Genomic DNA, 23,452 nt, shown 5'->3' on the forward strand with positions numbered 1-23,452 from the left:
TAGACGCAACAAAGGCAGCCCGCTGTCGCCAGCGGACTGCTGCCTTCTCATCCACCCCAAGTAAGACGATCCTGCCGGGCCTAAATCGCGATGAGATTAGGAGGAATCGTCATAGCGCTTTAGGTGGTTGTTTGAGCATGATTTTTTCGGAAAACCGCTCCACACTTTTCCGAATCATGCCCTACCCGACCGCCACCCGCTTACGCTCGATGTCGTTGGGCACCTCGATGTCGACCTCGAGCGTCGAGACTTCGTCGCCGCGTTCCAGCCGCACGACCACCTTGGTCGGATCGAGCGTGACGTGTTTCGAGACGACGGCGAGGATTTCCTCGCGCAGCACGCCGAGCAGATCAGGCTGACCGCGCTGTCCACGTTCATGGGCGAGCAGTATCTGCAACCGCTCGCGCGCGACCGGCGCAGTGGCGGCCTTGTTGCCGCGAAGAAGCCGGAGCAGCCCCATGCTCATGCCGCCCTCCGTCGCAAGAGGCGATCCATGAAGCCCTTTTTCTCGGAAGGTACGGTCATGCGGATGGTTTCGCCGCACAACCGCTTCGCCGCATCCATGTAGGCCCGCGCCGGAGCGCCGTCTGCATTGGACAGCGTCACGGGCGTACCGACATTGGAGGCCTTCAGCACGTCCTGGCTTTCCGGGATGATGCCGAGCAGCGGCGTCGCGAGTATCTCGAGGATGTCGTCGATGTTGAGCATCTCGCCGCGCAACGCACGCGAGGGATCGTAGCGCGTGATCAGGACGTGCTTTTCGACGCGCTCGCCCTTCTCGGCCCGCACCGTCTTGGAGTCGAGCATGCCGATGATCCGGTCGGAGTCGCGCACCGAGGAGACCTCGGGATTGGTGACGATCACGGCCTCGTCGGCGAAGCGCATCGCCATGGAGGCGCCGCGCTCGATGCCGGCAGGGCTGTCGCAGATCACCCAGTCGAAGCGACTGCGCAGATCGGCGATCACGTTGCGCACGCCCTCCTCCGTCAGCGCGTCCTTGTCGCGGGTTTGGGAGGCCGGCAGCAGCCAGAGGTTCTCCAGCCGCTTGTCGCGGATCAGGGCCTGCGGCAGCTTTGCAACCCCCTGCACCACGTTGATGAGGTCGAACACGACGCGCCGCTCGGCACCCATCACGAGGTCAAGGTTGCGCAAGCCGACGTCGAAATCGACGACCACGACCTTGTCGCCGCGCTGCGCCAGCGCCGCCCCCAAGGCTGCGGTCGTCGTGGTCTTGCCGACCCCGCCCTTGCCTGATGTCACGACCAGTACCTTACTCATCTCAAATATCTCCTTTGCTGGTCAGTTCAGTGCTGTAATTCGCATGGTGTTCCCCTGCAGCCAGGCCTGCGCCGGCTTGCCGCGCAAGGCAGCGTCGATGTCGTCCGCGGTCTGGTAAAATCCATCAATTGCAAGCAGTTCAGCCTCGATCTTTTGACAATAGATACGCGCGGAGGAGTGGCCGTTGACGCCGGCCATGGCGCGCCCGCGCAGCGCGCCGTAGACGTGGATTGAACCTCCCGCGACGACCTCGGCACCGGAACCGACCGAGCCGAGAATCGTCACGTCACCCTCAGGGAAGATCACGGTCTGGCCCGATCGCACGGGGCTTTCGAGCAGCAGCGAGCTCGGCTGCTTCGTGACCTCGACCTTCTTCGGCGCGCTCGGCTCGAGCCCACAGGAACGTCCACCCGAGAGCAGCGGGGGCATGTTCGGCGTCAACCGCGCCTCCTCAACCCCCTCGAGGCCGAGTACGCGGATGTTGCGCTCCTGCAGGCTTCCGAGCAGATGCGTGATGCCGGACTGGCTGAGATCGACCGAAGACAGGTCGACCACCACGGGGCGACCGGCAAAGAATCCCGGCGAGCGCGCGATCGTGGCGTCGATCTCCTGGAGCCAGTCGACGATCGGAACCGTCGGCACGAAGACGAAGGCGACGTAAGATCGGCCGCGCAGGCGCACCAATTGGCGTTGAGGTCTTGCTGCTGCCTCCATGGCTGCCGACTCGTCCTTGTTATTGAATGGTTAACGATGCGTCCGAGATGGTTAACGGCCGGTTAATTTCCCCGCGATCTCAAGTGGGTGATGCTGAGGCGTAGGATGTGCTCGCCCCGCTTGATCAAGCCGAGCGACGGCAGCAACTGTGTGGCGGGTACATGGCCCAATCTCGTTATTGCGAGCGCAGCGAAGCAATCCAGAATCCCGCCGCGATGACAGTCTGGATTGCTTCGCTGCGCTCGCAATGACGGAGTGTGGGCAACGAGGAATCTCTTTCGACTCGCTCCTCAGCTCGCGCTGCCTGGGCTACAGCTTCAGTGCCCAGGGCCCATCGACAAAGACGACAGCGCCCGCTGCAATTTGCCGAACGTGCGCGGTCCGGTCTTCTCGGCGAGCGGCATGATCAACAACGCGGCGAACGTTGCCTCCATCGTCCGCAGTTCAAGCCGGGTGGTGACCACGACTTCAATGACGACGACAATGACCACGGAGACGACAGGCACTGATCGTCCAAGGCCATCGCAAAAGCTCCTAACAGGATGCTGCGCGCCGGGCTCTCGCACGCAGCATGCGCGAGGGTGTGGTGCCCTAGCCTCGCAATGACGGAGTATGGGAGACGGCTTGCTGCTTCATCCGCATCTTCATGCGCGGACACCCGTTCAGAGCAGCTTCGCGCTCACGAACAGCGCGCGCACGGCGTTCGTCGCCTGCACGGCAAGCATCGCGTTCTCAGCGGCGCCTTCGAGTGCTGCAACGGCCTCCTCATGCAGCGAACGGAATTCCATCCACTCCATCGAATTGTAGTTGGTGAGGAATTGATAGGCCTGGCCGACGGTCGCGATCGCCAGCGTGTTGCCGTTCAGGCGAATCTTGAACGTCGTGCGCAGCGGGGTGTCGGAACTGGTTGGATCGCTCATGGGCTGCTTCTGCACGAGGACGGCTTAACGAAGCGAAAACGCCAGCCCCTGCCGTTTGTTCAGACTTTTAGGAGTCCGAGGCCGATGCGCGCTGCGACACCGACGTGGCGCCCTTCAGGTTCGGCACCACGATCAGACGGTTGACCTCGCCGTCGTCATAGGCTTTCAGGAAACGATCGTAGAACTTGATCGAAACGCAGCCGTTGGAGTCGCCGCGCGGTCCGAGCATGTAGGGATGCGTGAGCAGCCCGACGCGGCCAAGGGCACTGGTCCCGTCGACCGGCGTCATGCGCAGCGCGCGCACGCCATGGAACAGCTTCTCGCGCGGCTTCAGCTCGTAGGTCGCCGGCGGGGTCGCGCCGACCATGCGCTGGTCGACATGGTCGGGGTCGTCCATCATGGCGCCCATGCCGGAATGCGCTTCGAGCGCCACGCCGCTCGGCAGGTATACCGCCTTCGCCGAGAGGTCGTAGATCGCGGTCTTCGGATCGTAGCCGAGCGCAGCGAGGTCAGGCCCCTGGCGGAACAGGCCGCTGTCGGGCGTCAGCGAGGCTAGCCTGACCTTGCCCGGGAACATGTCGGAGAATTTTTGCAGCAGGCTGCGGTTGTCGCCCTTCGGCAGGGAATCGGCGAAGGCCTGGCTGGAAGCGACCTGGGAGGCGAGATCGGCCTGGACCGGGCGCGACCGGGGCATCGGGACGTCGGGCTTCTGCGATGGCGGCGCCGCCGGCTCGGCCACCTGCTTGTCGTCCTCGGTCAGGGTCGAGCGCCAGTCGTCACGGACAAGCTGCTGGGCGAGCAGCGCCTTGGCGTCGCGGAGCTTGAGCTGGAGCATGCTGACCGCCGAGCGTTGTTCGACGGAGCGCAAGCCGGTGTCGCGCTCTAGCGAGGTGGGCTGGAATCGGTCCTCAAATGACGTCGTTGGGCCGCTGGGCGGCAATGCAGCCGAGGCGAGAGAGGCGGTGTCGTTGCCGTAGGCCATCCAGGCGGCCGCGCCGACCGACAGCGCCAGGGCGGCCACAGACAGCAAAAGCGCTTCCGACCGCCCGATCCGGCGGCGCGACAAGAGCTTCTCGGCCCGTGCTGCGTCGGAAACCATCAGATCCCCAAATCGACCCGCTTAACCCCGTCTCGAACCCCTTGGGGTACCCAACCCCGTCGAGATTCTATACCAGCTACCACATCAGGAGCCAAAAGTTAGGCATAATCGCGGCCGGGGCGGTCGCCGGAGGCGGTTAATGAGCGATCCTTTTGACCTTGGGCGCTTCGTCCAGGCCCAAAACGACATCTATCCGGGGGTCGTCGGGGAGCTTTCAGCGGGGCGGAAGCGCAGCCACTGGATGTGGTTCATCTTCCCGCAACTGGCCGGGCTCGGCTTCAGCGCCATGTCGCAGCGCTATGCCATCGCCTCCCGGGCAGAGGCCGAGGCCTACCTCGCCCACCCCGTGCTCGGACCGCGCCTTCTCGAATGCACCGGCCTCGTGCTCGCGGTGAATGATCGCAACATCAACGCGATCCTCGGCGCGCCCGACGACGCCAAGTTCCGCTCGTCGATGACGCTGTTCGAAGCCACCTCGGGTGAGACGATCTTCGGCCAGGCGCTTGCCCGCTACTTTGCCGGCGCGCGCGATGGCGCGACGCTCGAGATCCTCGCGGCAATGGACCGCAGCGCGGGCTGACCGGCTGAGGCAATGCTCCCGCCATCGTAAACCCCGGATTAAGCGGACCCACGTACCTTTGGAGCGATTTTACGCGTCATTGCCGGATAGCTCGTGAAAATTGGTACGCTTCTGACTGCCGCCATCGTTTCGCTGTCGACGGTTGGCGGCGGTCTCGCCGTCTATGTCGCGGTGACCAAATATCAGACCATGGACCGGATCGCGGAGGCGCAAGACAGGCTCCAGATCGTGCGCGCGGTCGGCGACATCCCGCGCTATCTCAATCCCGAGCGCGGCTACGCCACCAACATTCTCTACGGCCCGGCGACGGTCGATCCCGGCATGCGCGCCGAGCACGAGAAGCTGCGCAGGCTGACGGATGGCGCCCGCGACAAGATGAACGCGCTGCGCAAGGAGCAACTTCCAGGCAGCCTCGACGACGGCAACACCATTGCCAGCAGCATCGACGCCTTGAATGCGAAATTTTCCGCCCTTCGCGGGGCCATCGACAAGGCGATCGACGGCCCTGCCGACGCCCGCAAGGACGCTGCGCGCAAGATCGTCGCCGACAATGCCGTATTCAACAACGGCGTCACCGCGCTCTTGAATGAGCAGGTCCGCCGCATGGCGATCCTCAACGGCGATGCCTATCGCCAGGCGAGCTACGCCAACATCGCCTGGGCGCTGCGCGACGTCGGCGGATTGAACGCTAGCCTGCACAAGAACCTCGTCGGCTCCAAAAGGGCCGCAACGGAGGCCGAAAAGATCGACGTCACCCGCACGCAAGGGCGCCACGACCAGATCCTGATGTCGCTGCAGGAATTGCGCGGCAATCCGACGACGCCGGCGAACGTCGCCGCCGCGCTCGAGACAATGAACTCCGACTATGTCGAGGGCTTTGGCCGCGACCTCAAGCTCGTCAAGGACGGCGCTGCGAGCGGCAAGTACGACATTGACGTCGATACTTTCTATGCGGACTCGCAGCGCGGGCTGGGCGCCGTGATCGGCGTGCGCGAGGCATTTTACGACAACGCCGAGCAGATCCTCGGCACTGCCTCGGCCGCCGCGCGGCTGAGCTTCGCGATCGCGCTGGCCGGCCTCGCGGCCGTGCTCGTCGCGAGCGTCGGGATGATCATCATGGTCCGCCGCCGCGTCTGTGCGCCGATCGTCAGCCTGACGACGCGGATGTCGCGCCTCGCCGCCGGCGAGATGGCGGACGAGATTCCGGGCGCCGCGCGCTCCGACGAGATCGGCGCGATGGCCGCTGCCGTTCGGGTCTTCAAGGACAACATGATCAAGGCCGAGCAGCTCGCTGCCGAGAAGCAGGCCGAGAACGACGGCAAGATGCGGCGCGCGCAGATCCTCGACGAGCTCACCCGCGCTTTCGAGGCCAAGGTCTCCGAGCTCGTCGGCGGCCTGTCCTCGGCGTCGGCCACAATGGAAAGCACGGCGCAGTCGATGACCGCGACGGCGTCCGCGACCAACAGCCAGGCCGCGGTCGTCGCGGCCGCCTCCGAGCAGACCTCGACCAACGTGCAGACGGTCGCGAGCGCGACCGAGGAGCTCACCTCCTCGATCGCCGAGATCGGCCGCCAGGTCGCCCAGTCCACCGAGATCGCGGCACGCGCCGTGGACAATGCCCGCCGCACCGGTGATACCGCCCGCACCCTTGCCGAGGGCGCCCAGAAGATCGGCGACGTCGTCACGCTGATCCAGAGCATCGCCGAACAGACCAACCTGTTGGCACTGAACGCGACCATCGAGGCGGCGCGCGCCGGTGACGCCGGCCGCGGCTTTGCCGTGGTCGCCTCCGAGGTCAAATCGCTGGCGGGACAGACCGCGAAGGCGACGACCGAGATCTCCGAGCAGATTTCCGCGATACAGTCCGCGAGCGACGAGACGGTCGCTGCGATCCGCAACGTCGCCGACGTGATTGCCGAGATCGATCATATCGGCACCGCGATCGCGGCGGCGATCGAGGAGCAGGGATCGGCGACCAAGGAGATTTCGCGCAGCGTCCAGGAGGCCGCGCGCGGCACCCAGGAGGTCAATTCCAACATCACCGGCGTGCAGCGCGCAGCCGACGATACGGGAGTTGCCGCCAACCAGGTGCTGGGCGCAGCCGAGCAGCTCTCCTCGCAGTCACGCGATCTTGCCGGCCAGGTCAACCGTTTCCTCAGCGAGGTCAGGGCCGCCTAGCGCATCGTCAATAAGGCGGCGGCTTGCGGGCTCGCTGCGCTTTCGCAGCTTCGACCCACCAGGTGAGATCGTCGGCAAACCGCGGGAACGAGCGTTCCAGTGCCTTGCCGCCCTCGCCCGTCGGCTCGCCCTCGGCCGACAGCGTCTGCGCGATCGGACCGGCCGAGATGGTGCTCGAGATCACCACCATGCCCATTTCCGACAGCGTGCCGTGCCAGGCGGTTGCGGCCCGGGCGCCGGAGAAGCGACCGGCGGAATAGCTGACGATTGCGGCCGGGCGCCAGAACCATTCCTCGAGAAAATGATCGGTGAGGTTCTTCAACCCCGGCTGAACACCCCAATTGTATTCGCCGGTGACGAACACGAAACCGTCGGCATCGCGGATCTGAGTCGCCAGCCTCTCAAGTGCCTCCGGCGCCTGCCCTTTGGGATGCTCCTTGTACATGCGGTCGAGCATGGGAAGGCCGACCGCCTTGGCGTCGATGAAGGTGACCTCGTCGCCGCGGCTCCGCAAGCCGTTGACGACGAAATGCGCCAGGCGAATGCCCATGCGGTCGGAGCGGTAGGAGCCGTAGAAGACGAGGATGCGATTGCCCATGATGGGCGCATCCTAGCACGAAGCGTTATGCCGACCTATTCACGAAAGCCGCGATGAAAGGTCAGCTCTTTCGGGCGCGCTCCAGCGTCTGCGATGGCGTCTCGCCGAACTGGTGCCGATAAGTTCTCGAGAAGTCGCTGAGGTGCCAGAAGCCGAAGGCAAGCGCGGCGGCCTTCACACTCTCGGGCCCCGTCAGCAGTCGTTTGCGCACGAGCCACAGCCGCCAGAGTCGTAGATAGCGGTGCAGACTCATGCCCCGATAGCGCTGGACCGCATCATGCATGCTGCGCACGGACAGGCCGAGCTTGCTGGCCAACTCCTCGCTGTAGATGGGCTGAGCGAGATCATCCAGCAGGAGCGCGCGGATGTCCTGGAATGTCCTGAAATGCCGCTCGTCATTGGCCCGCGCGGTCCAGCGCACCGGAACGACGCCAGCGAACGCCGCATCGATCGCGGCGAGCAGGGATTCCCTCATCGCGGATGCCTTCATCGGCCATTCGACGGCATCGACCGGTTCCGATGCAGCAGTGATCACCTCCCGGATCAGCCTGCGCAGCCAGCTCAGCGCCAGCGCGCTCGTTTCATAGATGTGGAAGTTTGCCCTCGTCTCCGGCCAACCGCGCCCGCTCACCTCCGGCGTAAACATCACCGAGGCGTATTGCCGCTCGACTTCCTCGACCGCGTTGAAGACGGCGCCACCACCGCCGATGACGATGGCCGCGCGATCCCGCTGCGCTCCGTTGAAACGGATGGGAACCTCGTGGTCGTCCATCGTGAAGCCAACCGCGGTGCAGTTCTTCACGAGCTGCGCATCCACGATACGTGGAAAGGATTTCGTGAAGTTGACGTCGCAACCCGGCAGATTCAGGATGGTCTGCACGGCCGCGATCCTCCGCACGAGCGGCGTGAACTCCACGTCCAAGGTTCTTATCGAACTGCGGAATTCATCGACATCGTCAAATCGAAATATCTTTGGCCCCAACGTTGGCGCCCCCACGAATGGTCATTCATAGCGAATCAAAAAAACTGTCAGTAACGGTGACCCGATTTGGTCACCCACTCAATTGTATCTTCGGTCCAGTCCGGCGCTGGCCTGACCACGCAACGGTCGTTTGGGCCTTTAAGGGTTTCGCGGCGGCATCTGCCGAATTTCGATATCGATTCAAATTTTACTGCGGCGCAAAGGCGCCACCGCACCTTGCAATGTAACCGATGCTTAACAACTTTGGCGCGCAATTGCCCCCGTAGAAACACCGTCGTTTTTTTAGCGGATCAGGCCCGCCATGAATGCCATTTTGCCTGCCGATATTGTTGCCGAGCTCGAAAGCACCATCGCAGGCTGCGCCTACGAGCGCCGTGTCCGCATGCTTCGGCAAACGACCGACCTGCTCGTTGCAGGCCGCGATCGACTTCAGGAGCCAGCGATCAGTGCGCTGGACGAGGTCCTGCTTCGCATTGCGGAACGAATCGAGCCGACGGCCCTCACGCAGCTGAGCACAGCGCTGGTCGATCTGAGCTTGGCTCCGAGGGAGACGTCGCGTCGTCTTGCCTTCCATGACGATCCGATGGTTGCGGGCCCGCTCCTTCTCAAATCGCGCACGATTTCGGCGAACGACCTGGCGACAATTGCGACGTCGCGCGGGGAGCAGCATCTGCTGGCGATCTCTGGAAGGAACTCGGTCGATCCAACCCTGACGGACATTCTGCTGAAGCGCGGCGGCAAGAATGTCGGTCGCGCGCTGGTGAACAATCCGGGCGCCGCTTTTTCCGCCGCGGGCTATGCCATGCTGATCGCCAGGGCCGAACATGACAACGAGATCGCCAGGGCGCTGGCATTCCGTTCCGACACGCCCGACAAGATTGTCCGCGGGCTCTTCCCCAGGCTGAGCCCGGACGCGAGGGCTGCCATACTTGATGCTGCTGCCCCCGCTTTGCGCGAGCGGATCGAGACCGTGCTCAGTCCGACACGGCCCACGGCACGGCCGAAGCTTCCGTCATCGGCCGACTATGCCGAAGCGAGGCTCTCCGTCGTCGCGCTCAACCGCGTCGGGAAGCTCAACGACTCAACCATCAACCGCTTCGCGATCCGGGGCGAGGCAGCCAATCTGATCGCCTCACTCTCGGTGCTGTCGGGTGCGCCGACCGACGTGATCGAAAAAATCATCACCGACGAGGATTGCGAAGCACTGGTCATGGCCTGCCGCGCCTCCCGCCTGAACTGGCAGACGACGCTCGCCATCCTCTGCAATCGCGGCGGCCCGCGCCTTTCCTATGAGCAGCGCGAGCGCGCCCAAAAGCTGTTCGACGAGCTCTATCTTTCAACAAGCCAGTGGGCGGTGCGCTGGGGCGAAATGGCCGCAAGCGCCGGGGCCGTTACTGCCGACAACAACAATAAGCGCGGGAAATCCGGGGCCAGCCCATGAAATTTGACGGTCGCAAAGCACACCGCGTTCGGATGGATCACAAGCAGCCCGTCAATCTGATGGGGGCGGACGGCACCTGGCGCCGCTCCTGTGTGCTGCTTGATGTTTCGGACAGCGGCGCCAAGATCGAGGTCGAAGGAACCCTCGACGTTCTGCAAGCGAGGGAATTCTTCATGCTGCTGTCCTCGACGGGCCTCGCCTATCGCCGCTGCGAACTGGTCTGGATCGACGGAACAATGGCAGGGATTCACTTCATCAAGACGGGAAGGAAAGGACCGGCAAAGGCCGACAGCGAGCTGGCGAAGAGCAAGTAGCCGTCGCTGAAAGCCACAGCCGTGCCAAGTTCCAGTGTCGTCGCACCAGTCAAAGCTCAAAAGAGCGTCCCGGAGCCTCGGGCCGCGCACGCCTTCGTGCATGTGCTGGCTGACAGCTCGGACAAGCTGTCCGGAGTTTGCTCGATCGTCGAACGGAAATTCGCCGTGGCGGGTGAACGGCTCGATGCCGAGGCACGGCTGCCGCACTCACCGCTTGCCGTCGTCGTGCGCGCGGACCTTCGCGACGTCGACAACATCGCTGCGTTGAAGAAGCGGTCTGCGCGACTGGCCAAGGCGAGCAAGCGCATCTTCCTGGTCGAGCCGCCCTCCCACGTTTGCATCTCGCAGGCCTACGCCCTCGGCGCCACGCACGTCCTGCCGGGCGTACCCAACCAGGCCAAGCTCCTGGCCGCGCTGCTCGGGTCGCCGAACTCCGATGCCACATCCGCAGATGGCCAGTCGCAACCGGATGACGCCGTCGAGGCGGGAGCGACCGCCATCGGCTCGATGTTCAGCTCGGTCATGCTCGGTGAGACCATCGATGTCGATGGAACGAGGGAAGCCGGCCGCAAGATCGCCAACCGCATTGCAGAACACGGCCTGTCGGAATGGCTCACCACGGTACGGCGTCATCACGAGGGAACCTACCAGCATTGCCTGCTGGTCACCGGCGTCGCCATCGACTTTGGCTTGAGTCTCGGCGTCAGGAAGGACGATCTCGAACGGCTGTACTCGGCGGCCATGTTTCACGACATCGGCAAGGCGAAGATTCCGCTGGCGATCCTCGACAAGCCGGGACGCCTCGACGCCGAGGAGCGCACACTGATCGAGACGCACCCGGTCGCGGGATACGAGGTTCTGAAGGACTATGCCAACATCTCGCCCGAGATCCTCGATGCGGTACGTCATCACCACGAATATCTCGACGGCAGCGGCTATCCGGACGCGCTTGGCGCCGAAAACATTGCGGATGTCGTTCGAATTCTCACCATCTCCGACATCTTCGCCGCGCTGATCGAGCACCGGTCGTACCGACCGACAATGCCGCGCGAGGACGCCTATGGCGTTCTCCTGGGGATGCAGGGCAAACTGGAAAAGGCGCTGGTCGCCTCATTCAAGCAGGTCGCGCTGACCCGCTGATCGCGCATCGGCGCCTTCAATGCGTTCGCCTTAGTGCGTGGCGCGGTATTTGGCGCGACGCGGAATCGATCGGCACGCCAAGCCTTCCGCCAGCCGCTTCATGTCTTCACGTTTGCCGCTGCAAATCAACCGGCCGAATTCTTCGGGAGAGAAAGGGAGACTTGGATCATCATCGTCGGGATACCGCACTCGCGGCCCAAGCAACCATCGCACCAGGCTAGCCAGCCGCCGCATGTGAATTCCCTCGCGCCAGCAACAAACCTTTCAACGCGCTTATTGTTCCTCCTGACGAGTCGAGATTGCAAGAGCCGGTTGGGAGTCCGCACCAAAAATTTCGGCAGAAGAATATTCTCTTGGTAAACCGCAACGCGCTCCCGCAATATGCAACCTTTAGTCGGCGAATCCGACGAAGCGCACGAACTCGCTGTTCTCCTCTCGATCGGATCGCACGGCATTGGCGGCAAACGTGTCGTCCGGATATCCCATCGCAACGCAGGTCATGATGACCTCGTCGTCGGGGATCTCAGCGACCTCGCGCACGATGTCGGAGCGCATGATGCCCTGCCCGTTGATCACCGAACCAAGGCCGCGATCCCATGCCGCGAGCACGATGCCGTAGCAAAGCGCGCCGAGATCGAAGTGGCAGACCGCGCCGGGGTCGAGCACACGGTCATAGGTGAGCACCAGTGAGACCGGCGCATCGAATTGGCGGAAGCCGCGCAACACCCAATCCTGCCGCATCGGCTTGTCGTCGCGCGCGATCCCCATCGCGCCGAATAATTTCTTGGCAATGTCGACCTGACGCGTGCGATGAATGCCTTGGTATTCGCCATGGCTGACGATGTCGCGTTTGACCTTGGCACCGGCGACCATCTCCTCCATGTTGCGTCGGCGTACCTGCTCGAGCGGCGCACCAGTGAGCACGTGAACGTGCCAGGGCTGGGTGTTCATCGAAGACGGCGCACGCTTGGCCACATCGATGATCGCCTCAATCTCCGCGCGCGGCACCGCGTGCTTTTTGAAACCGCGCACGCTACGACGGGACTGCACCAGCGTTTCGAAATCCACCTGTTCCCCCTGCCTCTCCTGCTTTCCGTACCACGCAATTTCGGCGCGACCCGGCAGCCGGTTGCCCAACCGGCGCTCGAAACCTATGCTAGCGCGCAAGCAAAACCAAGAACCGTTGCAAGACCCCTTGAAAGACCCGCCGATGCCCGCACCGCTCGATCCCGTCATTGCCCAGATCATCGCGACGCTGCCGCTGCGCGATCCCGCGACGATGACACCGCAGAGCGCCCGCGAGTCCCTGCTTGCACTTGCTGCCGCGCGCGCCGCCGTGCCGCCGCCGCTCGTGGAGGAGGTCCGGGATATCGAGGTGAAGGGCGGCGCGGGATCGCTTGCCGCGCGCGTGTATCGCCTCGGTTCGAAGCCCGCGCCGACCGTGATCTACTTCCACGGCGGCGGCTGGGTTGCAGGCAATCTCGACACCCATGACCGGCAGGCGCGATTCCTCGCGATCGAGACCGGCGCGGTCGTGGTCTCCGTCGACTATCGGCGTCCGCCGGAGACGCGCTTTCCCGGCGCATTCGAGGATGCCTTTGCCGCGGCACGCGACGTGTTCGACCGCATCGCGGATTTTGGCGGCGACGTGAAGCGGGTCGGCGTGGCCGGTGACAGCGCCGGCGGCAATCTCGCAGCAGGCACCGCAATCGCCTGCCGCGACGCCGGCATCGGACTCGCCGGACAGTTTCTGGTCTATCCCGCGACCGACGTGGTTGGCAATTATGCGGATACGACCGAGAACGCGCACTTTCCCTCACGCACCGAAAATGCGGACGGCTATTTCTTGTCGCGCGCGGTGATGGAATGGTTTGCTGGCCATTACCTCGCCGATCCCTCGCACGCACAGGATTGGCGCGCCTCGCCGCTGAGGGCCAAATCGCTCGCCGGCGTTGCGCCGGCCGTCGTCACGACGGCCTGGTTCGATCCGCTGCGCGACGAGGGCGCGGCCTATGCACGGGCGCTGGAGACCGCCGGCGTTCCCGTCAGGCATCACGAGGGTGCCGGCCTGATCCACGGCTATTTCAGCATGGGTGAAGCCTCCGAGGTTGCGCGCCTCGAGGCCCAGCGCACGCGTGCCGATTTCAAGGCGTTGCTCGCCCGCGGGGCATGAAGAACTGCTAACTGCTGCGCGCCCGCTGCGTCGCCGTATGGCCCCAGGCTTCGTCCCAGTCCTGACCGCTGGCATCGATCACCCGGCCGTCGGCCTCGAAGAACTTGTTCGGCACCTGGAAGATCGCAAGAACCAGCGCTCCCTCCGGGCACCAGGCGACGTGACGGCTGCCGGCTTCGCGCCAGATGAACTCGCCGGCCCCGCACGCGATGTCCTTGGCGAGCCCCTCCTTATCGACGAGCGCGCCTTCGATCACGTAGCTCTGCTCGATGCCGACATGCTCATGATCGGGTAGCACCGCCCCAGGCGCAAAGCGCATCAGGGCCGTCATCAGTCCCGTGCTGCAATCGAACAGCAACGTCTTGGTTTCGCAGCCCGGAAAGCGCGTTTTCTGCCAGTCCATGATTTGGGGTTGAACCAGGTGGGAATGCCGGTCGGCGGTTTGCGGGCCTGTCGGGGCGTCCATCGCAATGCTCCGTTCCTGCTGGATTATGAACGAGGCTAACAGCTTTGCAGCAACCGGTCAGCGCGCAGTGCAGCAAGCTGAGTTGAATCTTCGCCTCCACCAGAGCATGATCTGGACCCGAAGGGCCGCGTTAGCGCAAAATGTGAAGCGGTTTTCCCTCGCGACTAACGCAGCACGTTTGCGCGGAGATCATGCTCAAAACAACAACCTAAGGCGCGATGATGGTTCAGCCCAATCTCATCGCGCTTTGGTGCCTCCTGCCGGAAGACCAGGGATTCCGACCAGCATGCCAGCCTTTTTCACTCGCATTGTCTTTGCCGCGACCACCTCGCTGTGGCTGATCTGCGATGCGGCAGCCGCACCGGAGACGGTCTATTTCCGCAGTGCCGACGGCCGCACGCAGCTCGTCGGCTATTTATTCCGCCCACAGGCGGCGGGTCCCGTTCCCGCCATCGTGCTGCTGCACGGCCGCGGCGGGCCCTATTCCAGCAACGTCAATGCGGACTGCACCGTCGTTGGCCCCAAGGTCTCCTCGCCCTGCAACGCTGCGACCCTGTCGAAACGGCACGTGATGTGGGGCCAATACTGGGCAGCACGCGGCTATCTCACACTGCTGCCGGACAGTTTTGGTCCGCGCGGCAAGGCCTACGGTTTCGGCCGTTTCACCCATGACGATTCCGATCGTGACGACGTCAACGAGAAAACCGTGCGCCCGCTCGATGTCGAGGGCGCGCTTGCCTATTTACGCAGCCGCAGCGACGTGATCGGCAACCAGATCTTCCTCCAGGGCTGGTCGAACGGCGGCAGCACCGCGCTGAACGTGATGATCCGGCAAGGCGCAAACCTGGCAGCCGGCTTTCGCGGCGCACTCGCGTTCTATCCGGGTTGCGGACCGAAGGCGCTATTGCAGCCGACGATCTCCACGACCGCGCCGATCGCCATGTTCCTGGGCGCCAGCGATGAGGAGGTGTCGCCCGTGTTGTGCCAGGAGGCCGCCGACCGGGCGGGCCAGGCCGGCAGCAAGATCGACGTCACGGTCTATCCCGGCGCGACCCATGATTTCGACGATCCCTTGCCGCTCCACCAGTCGGTCACCGCAAATCAGGCGGCGTTGAACGACGTGCAGGTCAAGGCGATTGCTACAGTTGCACGCTGGAAAAATTGAAGCGATCGCCAGGCCGAACGCTGATCTTGCTTGATTGCGCCACGATTCGGAGTTCCAATTCCCGAACCATTGTTTAGGGAGACACCCATGATGAAGCGGATTTTCCTGGCTGCCGTCGTCGCCACCTTCGCGGCCGGTTCGGCCTTCGCAGAGGATACCTGCGAAAGCAAGGCCGTTGGCAAGGATGGCAAGCCGCTGGCCGGCGCCGCCAAGACCTCGTTCATGAAGAAATGCAAGGAAGATGCCTGTGCGCCCAAGGCGGTTGGCTCCGATGGCAAGCCGCTCGCCGGCGCCGCCAAGAGCAGCTTCATGAAGAAGTGCGAGATGGGCGCTTAAGGCGCGGCGCGATCGGCCCTCGATCCCGATACGCCCGCTCGCCGCGGGCGTATCTTGCTTTGGGGCGGCCCTCACGCCGCCCCAGCGTCGATGCAGCCTTCCATGATCCGATCGATCTCCTCGCGCGAGAGGACGCCGATCTCGGCAACGAAGACGATCCGCGTCCGTGGCGTCCCCGCAGGCAGCGTCCCGCCCGCGGCCAGCGTCGCCCGACCGCCGGCCAGTTGAAAAACCATCAGCCGCCCGGGCTGCTCGACAGTCTCGAACAGGCCCTTCGCCCGCGCCAATCTTGGCGCGAGTCGGCCGATCGCCGCCTGCAACCGCGGCAGCGATACCGGCCTATCCGCGGTCCAGCTCATGGTCTCGAACCGCTCGGCAGCCGGTCGTTTCGGCCCAGGCTCGCGCGGCACCGGCGCGCGATCGACATCGGGCGCAAACAGCAGCGCCGCGGGCACTTCGCCATGGACAGCGTCGACCAGGACGGCCGAGGGGCGCATCGCGCGGATTGCGTCGCGCATCTGCGCGGCACCGGCGCCGTCGACCAGATCCACCTTGCTCAGGGCGACCACATCGGCCGCCCGCACCTGCGACCGCAACAACGCGTCGTCCAGCATGGCCACCTGCATCGTCGCGTCCACCACGCACATCACGGTTTCCAGCGGCGCTTCGCGAAAGATCAGCGGATCCATCAGGTTGCGCACGACATCCGCAGGATCAGCCACACCGCTGGTTTCGATCACGATGACATCCGGGCGCGGATCACGCCGCAGCAGCACGGCAAGCGTGCGCAAGAGATCGCCTTCGAGCGAGCAGCAGATGCAGCCATTGGCGAGGCTCACCACGCCGTCGGCGGCGCCCGTGATCAACTCGGCGTCGATGTTGATCGCGCCGAAATCGTTGATGACGGCTGCGATTCGACGCCCGTCGGCATGCGCCAGGAGGTGGTTCACGACCGTGGTCTTGCCCGCCCCGAGGAAGCCGGCCACGAGCAGAACCGGAACGGACACGCCTCAAGCCTCGACGACGGGCCGGCGCACTGGCCGGCCGGGCCTTGCCGCCACGTCCAGCACGCCATCGGTGATCAGCGGATGGCCACTCACCACGAGATGGCGTACGCCCTCCGAGACACGGTTCATCGCGGAGAATTCCGCCCGGTCGGTCAGCGTCTCGTAGTCGAACACCACGATGTCGGCGTCGGCACCGGCTGCGAGCCGTCCCTTGGCACGCATCGCGGGCGTGCTGTGCTCGAGAATCTGTGCCGGGATCAGCGCGCATTTGCGGATGCCTTCAAGCAGCGAAATCGCGCGGCGCTCGCGCACCCACTCGCGGATGAAGCGCGTAAAGCAGCCGGCCGAACGCGGATGGGACGTGGCGTCGTTGGGTAGCGGCCACGCATCGCCAGTGTAGGTGCGGCCATCGGCGAGCGTCCAGGGCATGGCGTCGGACGCGATCGCGCCGCCTGGATACAGCACCGACATATCCAGGAGATCGCGGTGGTGCGCGTTGTTCTCGATATCGAGGATGTGCCAGAGCACCAGCGTGGAGGGCTCTGCGGCCTGCGCCGCCAGCAGCTCCTCGCGGTCGCGGAAACGCCGGCCGTCGGCGACCCGCTGCACCGAGTCATAGCCGGTGCCGTTGCGCGCTACGAATTCGGGGTCGCTGAAGAACGCGGCCGCAAGCACGGTCGAACCGGTGCCGTAAGGGTAAGCCTCGACCGTGATCGGAAGGCCCTGCGCCTGCGCCTTGGCCACCAGCTTCACGCAACGTTCGATGTCGGTCTTGCTGGAGGAGTTGAAGTGGCAGATGTGCATATGCGCGCCGGTGGCGCCGGCATAGCCGATCAGGCGGATATAGGCTTCGGCCGCGCTTTCCGGATCGATACGCGACATGAAGGCGACGTGGGTGAAGGTCGGCACGTCATGGCTGGCCGCCAGCTGGCAAACCGCGGTGAGCTCCTGCACGCCGGCGCCGGGGGCGTAGGCGTTGAGGATGCCGATGCCGATGCCACCCTCGTTGAGCCCATCCGCGAGACGATCGAGGATGCCGGCCACCTCAGTGTCGCTCGCCACGTTGTCGATCCAGCGGCGATCGCGCATGGCATTGCCGAACGCCTCCAGCGAGCTTTCCGAGTTGGAGCCCGTCATCGCGCCGATGCGCGCGAAAGCCCAGTTGGTTGAGGCGCCATAGTTGAGCACGCGTCCTTTCGCCGCCTGCTTGCGATACCAGGCCGCGACAGGCAGCACACCGGCCTCGAGGTCGAGCGTCGTCGTCACGCCGTCGAACGCCTGCATGCGATCGGCGGGGATCGACTGGCCGTGCGCATGCAGATCGATGAAGCCGGGCGCCACCACGAGGCCACGCGCATCAATCGTCCGCTCGGCGCCGCCAAGCGAGGTGCCGACCGCGACGATCCGGCCGTCCATGACGGCGACATCGCCGACAGCATCCATCCCGCTGGCCGGATCAACCACCCGGCCACCCGCGATCACCAACCCGCCCATTCAGCTACTCCCGCATTCCAAAAAGCGGCGCGAGCGTAGCGAGCGGTCCACCAGCGTTCAAGGTGCGCCACCGCATGGCATCTCGAACGTCCGTGCATCGTCATCGCCGAATTGCGATTTTCCCCGCTCATGTCCCGTAGCCCGGATGGAGCGAAGCGAAATCCGGGTTAGACTATCCGCATGGTCCGGTATCGAAGGTCAACGGTGGAGCACCGACGAGGATCGATAAACAACCGTCAACGCCAGCACCGGAGAAGTGCCTTGCCCTTGAACATAGAGCCGTTGACGAAGCTAATTGCTTCGCTTCCACCGAACAACGATACCGAGGCGGCCCTCAACTTTCTGAAGCAGTCGGATCTGACACAAATCGTCCCGGAAAAACGATCAAATTGGTCGCCGGCCGAATATTGGCTTCAGCTCTACAAGGTTAGGCAGCAGACGGCCGAGAAGGCTGGTATCGTTACATACGGCTTTTCCTCGCTATTGTCCGCCTTAGCGAAGTTGCATCCGTCGACTCCTCTAACCGTTACCGCGTTCGGCAATAGCGAATGGTTTGGGACCTTCTGGTCGGATCAAGCCAACCGGCTCATTGGCTTCGTGCTGGTGAAGCGCCCGTCTCCTGCGGAGGAGCAAGAACGGTTAGCCTGGTTTCGGCAACACTTGACCTGAGATGCAACGCGAATTTCGGCGACATTTAGCGTTTCCTGCGAAGCGGGATAGCGTGGCATATAATCCCGGATTACGCTTCGCTCCATCCGGGCTACGAACTCCGGCATCTCCCGTAGCCCGGATGGAGCGAAGCGAAATCCAGGTTAGACTATCCGCATGGTTCGGTATCGACGCAACCATCTGCCAGGCGGCACATTCTTCTTCACGGTCGCCATGGAGGACCGACGATCAACCCTGCTGACCGATCACGTCGGGGCACTTCGCACCGCGTTCCGAATCGCTCGCGACAAGAAGCCATTTGTCGTCGACGCCATCGTGATCCTTCCCGACCACCTGCACGTCATCATGACGCTCCCAACCGGCGACTCCGATTTTCCCGACCGGTGGCGGCAGATCAAGAGTCAGTTTACACGAAGCGTTGCCAGCGCCGGCGCACCAATCTCTCGCAATCATCGCGGCGAGTATGCGTTGTGGCAAAAGCGCTATTGGGAGCACACCATTCGCGACGAGAGTGATTTCGAACGTTGCGCCAACTACATTCACTTCAACCCAGTCAAGCACGGTCACGTCTCTTCGCCATCGGACTGGCCATACTCTTCGCTTCATCGCTACATCCGCGCCGGCGTCTTGCCTCCCGATTGGGGAGGAGCCGGTGAATACGAAGGAAAATTCGGCGAACGCGGCGAGTGATCCCGGATTTCGCTTCGCTCCATCCGGGCTACGAAAATCCATCACCCCTCTCTTGTAGCCCGGATGGAGCGAAGCGAAATCCGGGAACAGACCAACCACATCGGTTGACCACCCACGTTGCACGAAACCCGGATTGCGCTGCGCTCCAGCCAGGCTACCGACGACGGCTACGACCGCAATCCCGGCGCTTCCTGGCCGGTGCGGGCGACGTATTCGGTGTAGCCACCGCCATATTGGTGGATGCCCTCGGGCGTCAGCTCCAGCACGCGGTTGGAGAGCACGCTGAGGAAGTGCCGGTCGTGCGAAACGAACAGCATGGTGCCCTCGAAATCCGACAGCGCCGTGATCAGCATCTCCTTGGTGGCGAGATCGAGATGGTTGGTCGGCTCGTCCAGCACCAGGAAGTTCGGCGGGTCGAACAGCATCTTTGCCATCACGAGGCGCGCCTTCTCGCCGCCCGAGAGCACGCGGCAGCGCTTCTCGACGTCGTCGCCGGAGAAGCCGAAGCAACCGGCGAGCGCGCGCAAGGACCCCTGCCCCGCGGTCGGGAAGGCGTCCTCCAGCGACTGGAACACGGTGCGATCGCCGTCGAGCAGGTCCATTGCGTGTTGGGCGAAATAGCCCATCTTGACGCTGCCCCCAAGCGCCACCGTGCCCTGATCGGGATCACTCGCACCGGCCACGAGCTTGAGCAGGGTCGACTTGCCGGCGCCGTTGACGCCCATCACGCACCAGCGCTCGCGGCGACGGATCATGAAATCGAGCCCGTCGTAGATCCGTTTGCTGCCGTAACCCTTGTGGACGTTCTTCAGCGCGACGACGTCCTCGCCCGAGCGTGGCGCCGGCAGAAAGTCGAAGGCGACGCTCTGGCGGCGGCGCGGCGGCTCGACCCGCTCGATCTTGTCGAGCTTCTTTACCCGGCTCTGAACCTGCGCGGCATGAGACGCGCGCGCCTTGAAGCGCTCGATGAACTTGATCTCCTTGGCGAGCATCGCCTGCTGACGCTCGAACTGCGCCTGCTGCTGCTTCTCATTCATCGCACGCTGCTGCTCGTAGAACTCGTAATCGCCGGAATAAGTGGTCAGCGAGCCGGAGTCGATTTCGACCACCTTGGAGATCACGCGGTTGATGAATTCGCGATCATGCGAGGTCATCAGCAGCGTGCCCTCGTAGTCGCGCAAAAACGTTTCCAGCCAGATCAGGCTTTCCAGATCGAGATGGTTGCTCGGCTCGTCGAGCAGCATCACGTCGGGACGCATGAGGAGGATCCGCGCCAGCGCCACGCGCATCTTCCAGCCGCCGGAGAGCGCACCGACGTCGCCCTCCATCATCTCCTGGCTGAAGCCAAGGCCGGACAGAGCTTCGCGCGCGCGGCCGTCCAGCGCATAGCCGTCGAGCTCCTCGAAACGGTGCTGCACCTCGCCATAGCGTGCGATGATCTCATCCATCTCGTCGGCACGATCGGGGTCGGCCATCGCGGCCTCGAGCTCGCGCAGCTCGGCCGCGACCACGCTGACCGGGCCCGCGCCATCCATGACCTCGGCCACGGCGCTGCGGCCAGACATCTCTCCGACATCCTGGTTGAAATAGCCGATGGTGATGCCGCGATCGATCGAGACCTGGCCCTCGTCCGGCAGCTCCTGGCCCGCGATCATGCGGAACAGCGTGGTCTTGCCCGCGCCGTTCGGGCCGACAAGGCCGATCTTCTCGCCCTTGTTGAGCGCTGCGGAGGCTTCGATGAAAAGGATCTGGTGGCCGGCTTGCTTGCTGACGTTGTCGAGGCGGATCATGAGGTCTTTTTGGGGGGAATTTGCGTTGCGGCGTAAATAGGCCATGCCGGCCGCCAGGGGAAGCCCGGCTGCGCCCGGATTCCGCCCCGACAGCAGCAAAATTCCCGCAAATTCCCCGGGTCGCAAGCGTCGGGAGCTGCTCGCCTTGGCCCACAAAACCCGACCGAAGCGGATGTCAAATCCGCAGCACGAGCGAACGACACGTTCTGTCGCCGTTTTGGCCCGCACGGATGAACCCCGTCGCATCTTCGCGCGACAGAAGGCCGATCCTCGAAACCTGGACCTGACACCGATGTTGACGCGACGCAGCCTTACCCTCGCCGCCGCCTGCCTGCTGACCGCTGCCCCCGCCCGCGCCGGCGATGCCTCGGCCACCGCCTTCGTCACGGAAATCTACGATTCCTATCGTGGCAAGGACGCCAAGGGCGTGTCGCTCGACAACGAGAGGAGCATTCGCCGCTACTTCGAGCCGCGGCTTGCCACCCTGATGGCCAAGGACCGGAAGGCCGCAGCGCGGAGCGGCGCTGTGGGACAACTGGATTTCGATCCGTTCCTCGACGCGCAGGATTGGGACACAACGACCTATGACATCACTGTCGGCGACGCCACCGCCGGCAAGGCGCAGGCCACCGTCAAATTCGTCAATCAGGGACAACCCATGATCGTCCTGCTCGACCTGCTGCAGTTGAAGACCGACTGGCGTATCCACGACATCACCTGGGTCAACAACGGCAAGACCGCGACGCTCAGGGAGATGTTCGTGCATTAAGGCTTATAGACCTCGACCGTCTGCATCATGCCCATCTCCTCATGGTTCATCATGTGGCAGTGGAGCATGAAGACACCGGTGAAATCGAGGAAGCGGGAGCGGAACACGACCTCCCCACCCTTGCGCTCCACGATCACGGAATCCCGCCATTCCGGCGTCGCCAACGCCTTGCCGTTGACCGAGACCACCTGGAACGGATTGGTGTGGATGTGGAAGACGTGGTCGTCGTGCTCGTGCGTGTTGACGATGGTCCACTCCTCGACCGCGCCAAGTTTGACCCGATGATCAATACGCGCGGGATCGAACTTCTTGCCGTCGATGAAGAAGCCGAATTCCTGCCAATGGCCAGCGGCATCGGCCTCCGGCGCGGTCGCCGACAGCACCACCTTGCGGCGGTTGGTGATCTCCGAGTCCTTGATGGTCGCGAGGGGCGCCGGCGGAAGTGCTCGTGGCAGCTTCATGTCCATCGGCGCGCCCGACACCACGACCCGCGCCAGCGGGCCGACCGGGGATGGATGCCCCTGATCGTAGGGCGCCGCGTTGAAGGCATAGGTGCCTGGGCTGCCTGCTTTCACCAGGATGTCGGCGCGCTGACCCGGCGCGATCAAAAGCTGTCTTAGCGGCTGAATGGCGCCGAACTGGATGCCGTCATAGGCAATCGCGTGCAGATCGTGCTTCTCCAGGTCGAGCAGCGTGTCATCCTGATAGGCGGCATTGAGGATGCGCCAGCGCTGCACCTCGCCGGGGCGCATCTCGATCACCGGCCGCCGCTGGCAGTTGATCGCGAGAAAGCGCGTCGCCGTCTCCGGGAACAGCGTCTCGAAATTCTCGATCATGCCGTTGGCATCGTATACCACCTGGCTCAGCACAAGCAGGCGCTCGCGCGCCGCCGTGATCTCCGGAACGTCGGCGAAATCGCCCTCGACGATAGCGGCGCCCACCATGCCGCTGGACATCTGGATGTCGGCGCTGCCGTGGTGGTGGGGGTGATACCAGTAGGTGCCGCGGGTGTGGTCGGCCGGCAGCGTGATCTCGATGTTGTAGCTGTGGCCGGGCGCCATCGAACGCATGACGTTGTCGGCAATGCCGCTCGGGCTGACATGCGCGCCGTGGAAATGGAAATTGGTGTTGTTGAACTGGTGAGGATGGCTGATGTCGGCGGGCAGCCCGTCTCGGTTCGGCGGCAGATCGTTGATCATCTTGATCCGCAACGTCTCGCCGGGCTTCATGCGCAAGGTCGGTCCCGGACTGCCGCCCTCGTACGACCTGACATAAAGCCTGACGCCGCCGATCTGGCGATAGGCGTAGCTACAGCGCAAGGTCGTACTCAGCACGCCGTTGACGGACCGCCGCACCTCGGGCTCGACCAGCAGCTGATCCATGGCCGGAACTGGCGTTTCCGGTACCATGCCCATGGCTGGCGACATGTCCGCGGTGTGCGAGGCGTCGGCATGGTTGTGCATCACGTGCTGGGCGTTCGCGGCGCCAGCGAACAATGACAGCGCGCCCATCTTGAGACCGCAATCAAGCAGTTGGCGCCTTGTGACTCCGGTCGACTTGCTAACCGGAGAGAGATCGTTCAAATTCTGCCCCATGTGAGTTCCCGCCCCTCGTCATCCAATTCCCTCAATCAAGTTGATTCGACTGCC

Annotated in this window: 25 protein-coding genes; 11 read left to right on the forward strand and 14 right to left on the reverse strand. The window is 63.9% G+C overall.

Going from position 1 to position 23,452, the window contains the following annotated elements; translation table 11 throughout:
• Nucleotides 1-181: 181 nt before the first annotated feature.
• The 6 genes from minE to SO156_RS02255 all read right to left on the reverse strand — a co-directional run bounded on the left by minE (nt 182) and on the right by SO156_RS02255 (nt 4,011).
• Nucleotides 182-466, reverse strand: a complete 285-nt coding sequence (gene minE / locus SO156_RS02230) for a cell division topological specificity factor MinE (protein WP_458144719.1) — start codon at nt 464-466, stop codon at nt 182-184.
• Nucleotides 463-1,278: a septum site-determining protein MinD gene (gene minD / locus SO156_RS02235; RefSeq protein ID WP_458144718.1), complete on the reverse strand. Its 816-nt coding sequence runs from the start codon at nt 1,276-1,278 to the stop codon at nt 463-465. Before minD ends, minE begins: the two co-directional genes overlap by 4 nt.
• A gap of 21 nt (nt 1,279-1,299) precedes the next feature.
• Complete coding sequence (gene minC / locus SO156_RS02240) at nt 1,300-1,992, reverse strand: septum site-determining protein MinC (protein ID WP_458144717.1); 693 nt, start codon at nt 1,990-1,992, stop codon at nt 1,300-1,302.
• A gap of 317 nt (nt 1,993-2,309) precedes the next feature.
• Nucleotides 2,310-2,498: a hypothetical protein gene (locus SO156_RS02245; RefSeq protein WP_498533675.1), complete on the reverse strand. Its 189-nt coding sequence runs from the start codon at nt 2,496-2,498 to the stop codon at nt 2,310-2,312.
• Between the two features lie 156 nt (nt 2,499-2,654).
• Complete coding sequence (locus SO156_RS02250; protein WP_458144715.1) at nt 2,655-2,912, reverse strand: hypothetical protein; 258 nt, start codon at nt 2,910-2,912, stop codon at nt 2,655-2,657.
• Nucleotides 2,913-2,979: 67 nt separating this feature from the next.
• The gene (locus SO156_RS02255) at nt 2,980-4,011 is read right to left on the reverse strand and encodes a DUF2778 domain-containing protein (protein ID WP_498533676.1); all 1,032 of its coding nucleotides are present in this window, start codon (nt 4,009-4,011) and stop codon (nt 2,980-2,982) included.
• A gap of 139 nt (nt 4,012-4,150) precedes the next feature.
• On the opposite strand from SO156_RS02255, the gene SO156_RS02260 reads away from it, so the two are divergent.
• Both SO156_RS02260 and SO156_RS02265 read left to right on the forward strand, forming a co-directional pair.
• On the forward strand, nt 4,151-4,591 hold the full coding sequence (locus SO156_RS02260; protein ID WP_498533677.1) for a DUF1810 domain-containing protein: 441 nt from the start codon (nt 4,151-4,153) through the stop codon (nt 4,589-4,591).
• 93 nt (nt 4,592-4,684) lie between these two features.
• Nucleotides 4,685-6,769: a methyl-accepting chemotaxis protein gene (locus SO156_RS02265; RefSeq protein WP_498533678.1), complete on the forward strand. Its 2,085-nt coding sequence runs from the start codon at nt 4,685-4,687 to the stop codon at nt 6,767-6,769.
• A gap of 7 nt (nt 6,770-6,776) precedes the next feature.
• Here SO156_RS02265 and SO156_RS02270 read toward each other — a convergent pair whose 3' ends face one another.
• Together SO156_RS02270 and SO156_RS02275 are read right to left on the reverse strand one after the other, a co-directional pair.
• Entirely contained in the window at nt 6,777-7,367 is a 591-nt protein-coding gene (locus SO156_RS02270; RefSeq protein ID WP_458144711.1) for an NADPH-dependent FMN reductase, read from the reverse strand.
• A gap of 61 nt (nt 7,368-7,428) precedes the next feature.
• The gene (locus SO156_RS02275; protein WP_498533835.1) at nt 7,429-8,298 is read right to left on the reverse strand and encodes an AraC family transcriptional regulator; all 870 of its coding nucleotides are present in this window, start codon (nt 8,296-8,298) and stop codon (nt 7,429-7,431) included.
• Between the two features lie 352 nt (nt 8,299-8,650).
• Here SO156_RS02275 and SO156_RS02280 point away from each other — a divergent pair, with 352 nt between their 5' ends.
• The 3 genes from SO156_RS02280 (at nt 8,651) to SO156_RS02290 (ending at nt 11,244) form a co-directional block, all read left to right on the forward strand.
• Complete coding sequence (locus tag SO156_RS02280; RefSeq protein ID WP_498533679.1) at nt 8,651-9,790, forward strand: DUF2336 domain-containing protein; 1,140 nt, start codon at nt 8,651-8,653, stop codon at nt 9,788-9,790.
• The gene (locus tag SO156_RS02285) at nt 9,787-10,104 is read left to right on the forward strand and encodes a PilZ domain-containing protein (protein WP_458144709.1); all 318 of its coding nucleotides are present in this window, start codon (nt 9,787-9,789) and stop codon (nt 10,102-10,104) included. The genes SO156_RS02280 and SO156_RS02285 overlap by 4 nt, the downstream gene beginning before the upstream one ends.
• A gap of 96 nt (nt 10,105-10,200) precedes the next feature.
• Complete coding sequence (locus SO156_RS02290; protein WP_498533836.1) at nt 10,201-11,244, forward strand: HD-GYP domain-containing protein; 1,044 nt, start codon at nt 10,201-10,203, stop codon at nt 11,242-11,244.
• 390 nt (nt 11,245-11,634) lie between these two features.
• Here the strand turns inward: SO156_RS02290 and SO156_RS02295 are convergent, their stop codons facing one another.
• Nucleotides 11,635-12,312 (reverse strand): nitroreductase, encoded by a 678-nt coding sequence (locus tag SO156_RS02295; RefSeq protein ID WP_498533680.1) that lies wholly within the window; start codon nt 12,310-12,312, stop codon nt 11,635-11,637.
• A 142-nt stretch (nt 12,313-12,454) separates the two neighbouring features.
• Between SO156_RS02295 and SO156_RS02300 the strand changes: the two genes are divergently transcribed.
• Nucleotides 12,455-13,417 (forward strand): alpha/beta hydrolase, encoded by a 963-nt coding sequence (locus SO156_RS02300; protein ID WP_498533681.1) that lies wholly within the window; start codon nt 12,455-12,457, stop codon nt 13,415-13,417.
• A 7-nt stretch (nt 13,418-13,424) separates the two neighbouring features.
• On the opposite strand, the gene SO156_RS02305 is transcribed toward SO156_RS02300, so the two are convergent.
• Nucleotides 13,425-13,883, reverse strand: coding sequence for a cupin domain-containing protein (locus tag SO156_RS02305; protein WP_498533682.1), 459 nt, complete (start codon nt 13,881-13,883; stop codon nt 13,425-13,427).
• A 286-nt stretch (nt 13,884-14,169) separates the two neighbouring features.
• Here SO156_RS02305 and SO156_RS02310 point away from each other — a divergent pair, with 286 nt between their 5' ends.
• Nucleotides 14,170-15,048: a dienelactone hydrolase family protein gene (locus SO156_RS02310; RefSeq protein ID WP_498533683.1), complete on the forward strand. Its 879-nt coding sequence runs from the start codon at nt 14,170-14,172 to the stop codon at nt 15,046-15,048.
• An 87-nt stretch (nt 15,049-15,135) separates the two neighbouring features.
• Nucleotides 15,136-15,384, forward strand: a complete 249-nt coding sequence (locus SO156_RS02315; protein ID WP_458144703.1) for a hypothetical protein — start codon at nt 15,136-15,138, stop codon at nt 15,382-15,384.
• Nucleotides 15,385-15,455: 71 nt separating this feature from the next.
• Here SO156_RS02315 and SO156_RS02320 read toward each other — a convergent pair whose 3' ends face one another.
• Together SO156_RS02320 and SO156_RS02325 are read right to left on the reverse strand one after the other, a co-directional pair.
• The gene (locus SO156_RS02320; protein WP_498533684.1) at nt 15,456-16,391 is read right to left on the reverse strand and encodes a CobW family GTP-binding protein; all 936 of its coding nucleotides are present in this window, start codon (nt 16,389-16,391) and stop codon (nt 15,456-15,458) included.
• 3 nt (nt 16,392-16,394) lie between these two features.
• Nucleotides 16,395-17,885, reverse strand: a complete 1,491-nt coding sequence (locus tag SO156_RS02325) for an amidohydrolase family protein (RefSeq protein ID WP_498533685.1) — start codon at nt 17,883-17,885, stop codon at nt 16,395-16,397.
• Between the two features lie 261 nt (nt 17,886-18,146).
• Between SO156_RS02325 and SO156_RS02330 the strand changes: the two genes are divergently transcribed.
• Both SO156_RS02330 and SO156_RS02335 read left to right on the forward strand, forming a co-directional pair.
• The gene (locus SO156_RS02330; RefSeq protein WP_498533686.1) at nt 18,147-18,554 is read left to right on the forward strand and encodes a hypothetical protein; all 408 of its coding nucleotides are present in this window, start codon (nt 18,147-18,149) and stop codon (nt 18,552-18,554) included.
• A gap of 156 nt (nt 18,555-18,710) precedes the next feature.
• Nucleotides 18,711-19,244 (forward strand): REP-associated tyrosine transposase, encoded by a 534-nt coding sequence (locus SO156_RS02335; RefSeq protein ID WP_498533687.1) that lies wholly within the window; start codon nt 18,711-18,713, stop codon nt 19,242-19,244.
• Nucleotides 19,245-19,411: 167 nt separating this feature from the next.
• On the opposite strand, the gene SO156_RS02340 is transcribed toward SO156_RS02335, so the two are convergent.
• Nucleotides 19,412-21,034 (reverse strand): ABC-F family ATP-binding cassette domain-containing protein, encoded by a 1,623-nt coding sequence (locus SO156_RS02340; RefSeq protein WP_498533688.1) that lies wholly within the window; start codon nt 21,032-21,034, stop codon nt 19,412-19,414.
• Nucleotides 21,035-21,326: 292 nt separating this feature from the next.
• Between SO156_RS02340 and SO156_RS02345 the strand changes: the two genes are divergently transcribed.
• Complete coding sequence (locus SO156_RS02345; RefSeq protein WP_498533689.1) at nt 21,327-21,803, forward strand: DUF3828 domain-containing protein; 477 nt, start codon at nt 21,327-21,329, stop codon at nt 21,801-21,803.
• On the opposite strand, the gene SO156_RS02350 is transcribed toward SO156_RS02345, so the two are convergent.
• Nucleotides 21,800-23,398, reverse strand: coding sequence for a multicopper oxidase family protein (locus SO156_RS02350; protein ID WP_498533690.1), 1,599 nt, complete (start codon nt 23,396-23,398; stop codon nt 21,800-21,802). The two genes, SO156_RS02345 and SO156_RS02350, sit on opposite strands and share 4 nt — an antisense overlap.
• Nucleotides 23,399-23,452: the final 54 nt, after the last annotated feature.

The organism is Bradyrhizobium sp. UFLA05-125 (genome assembly GCF_059803515.1).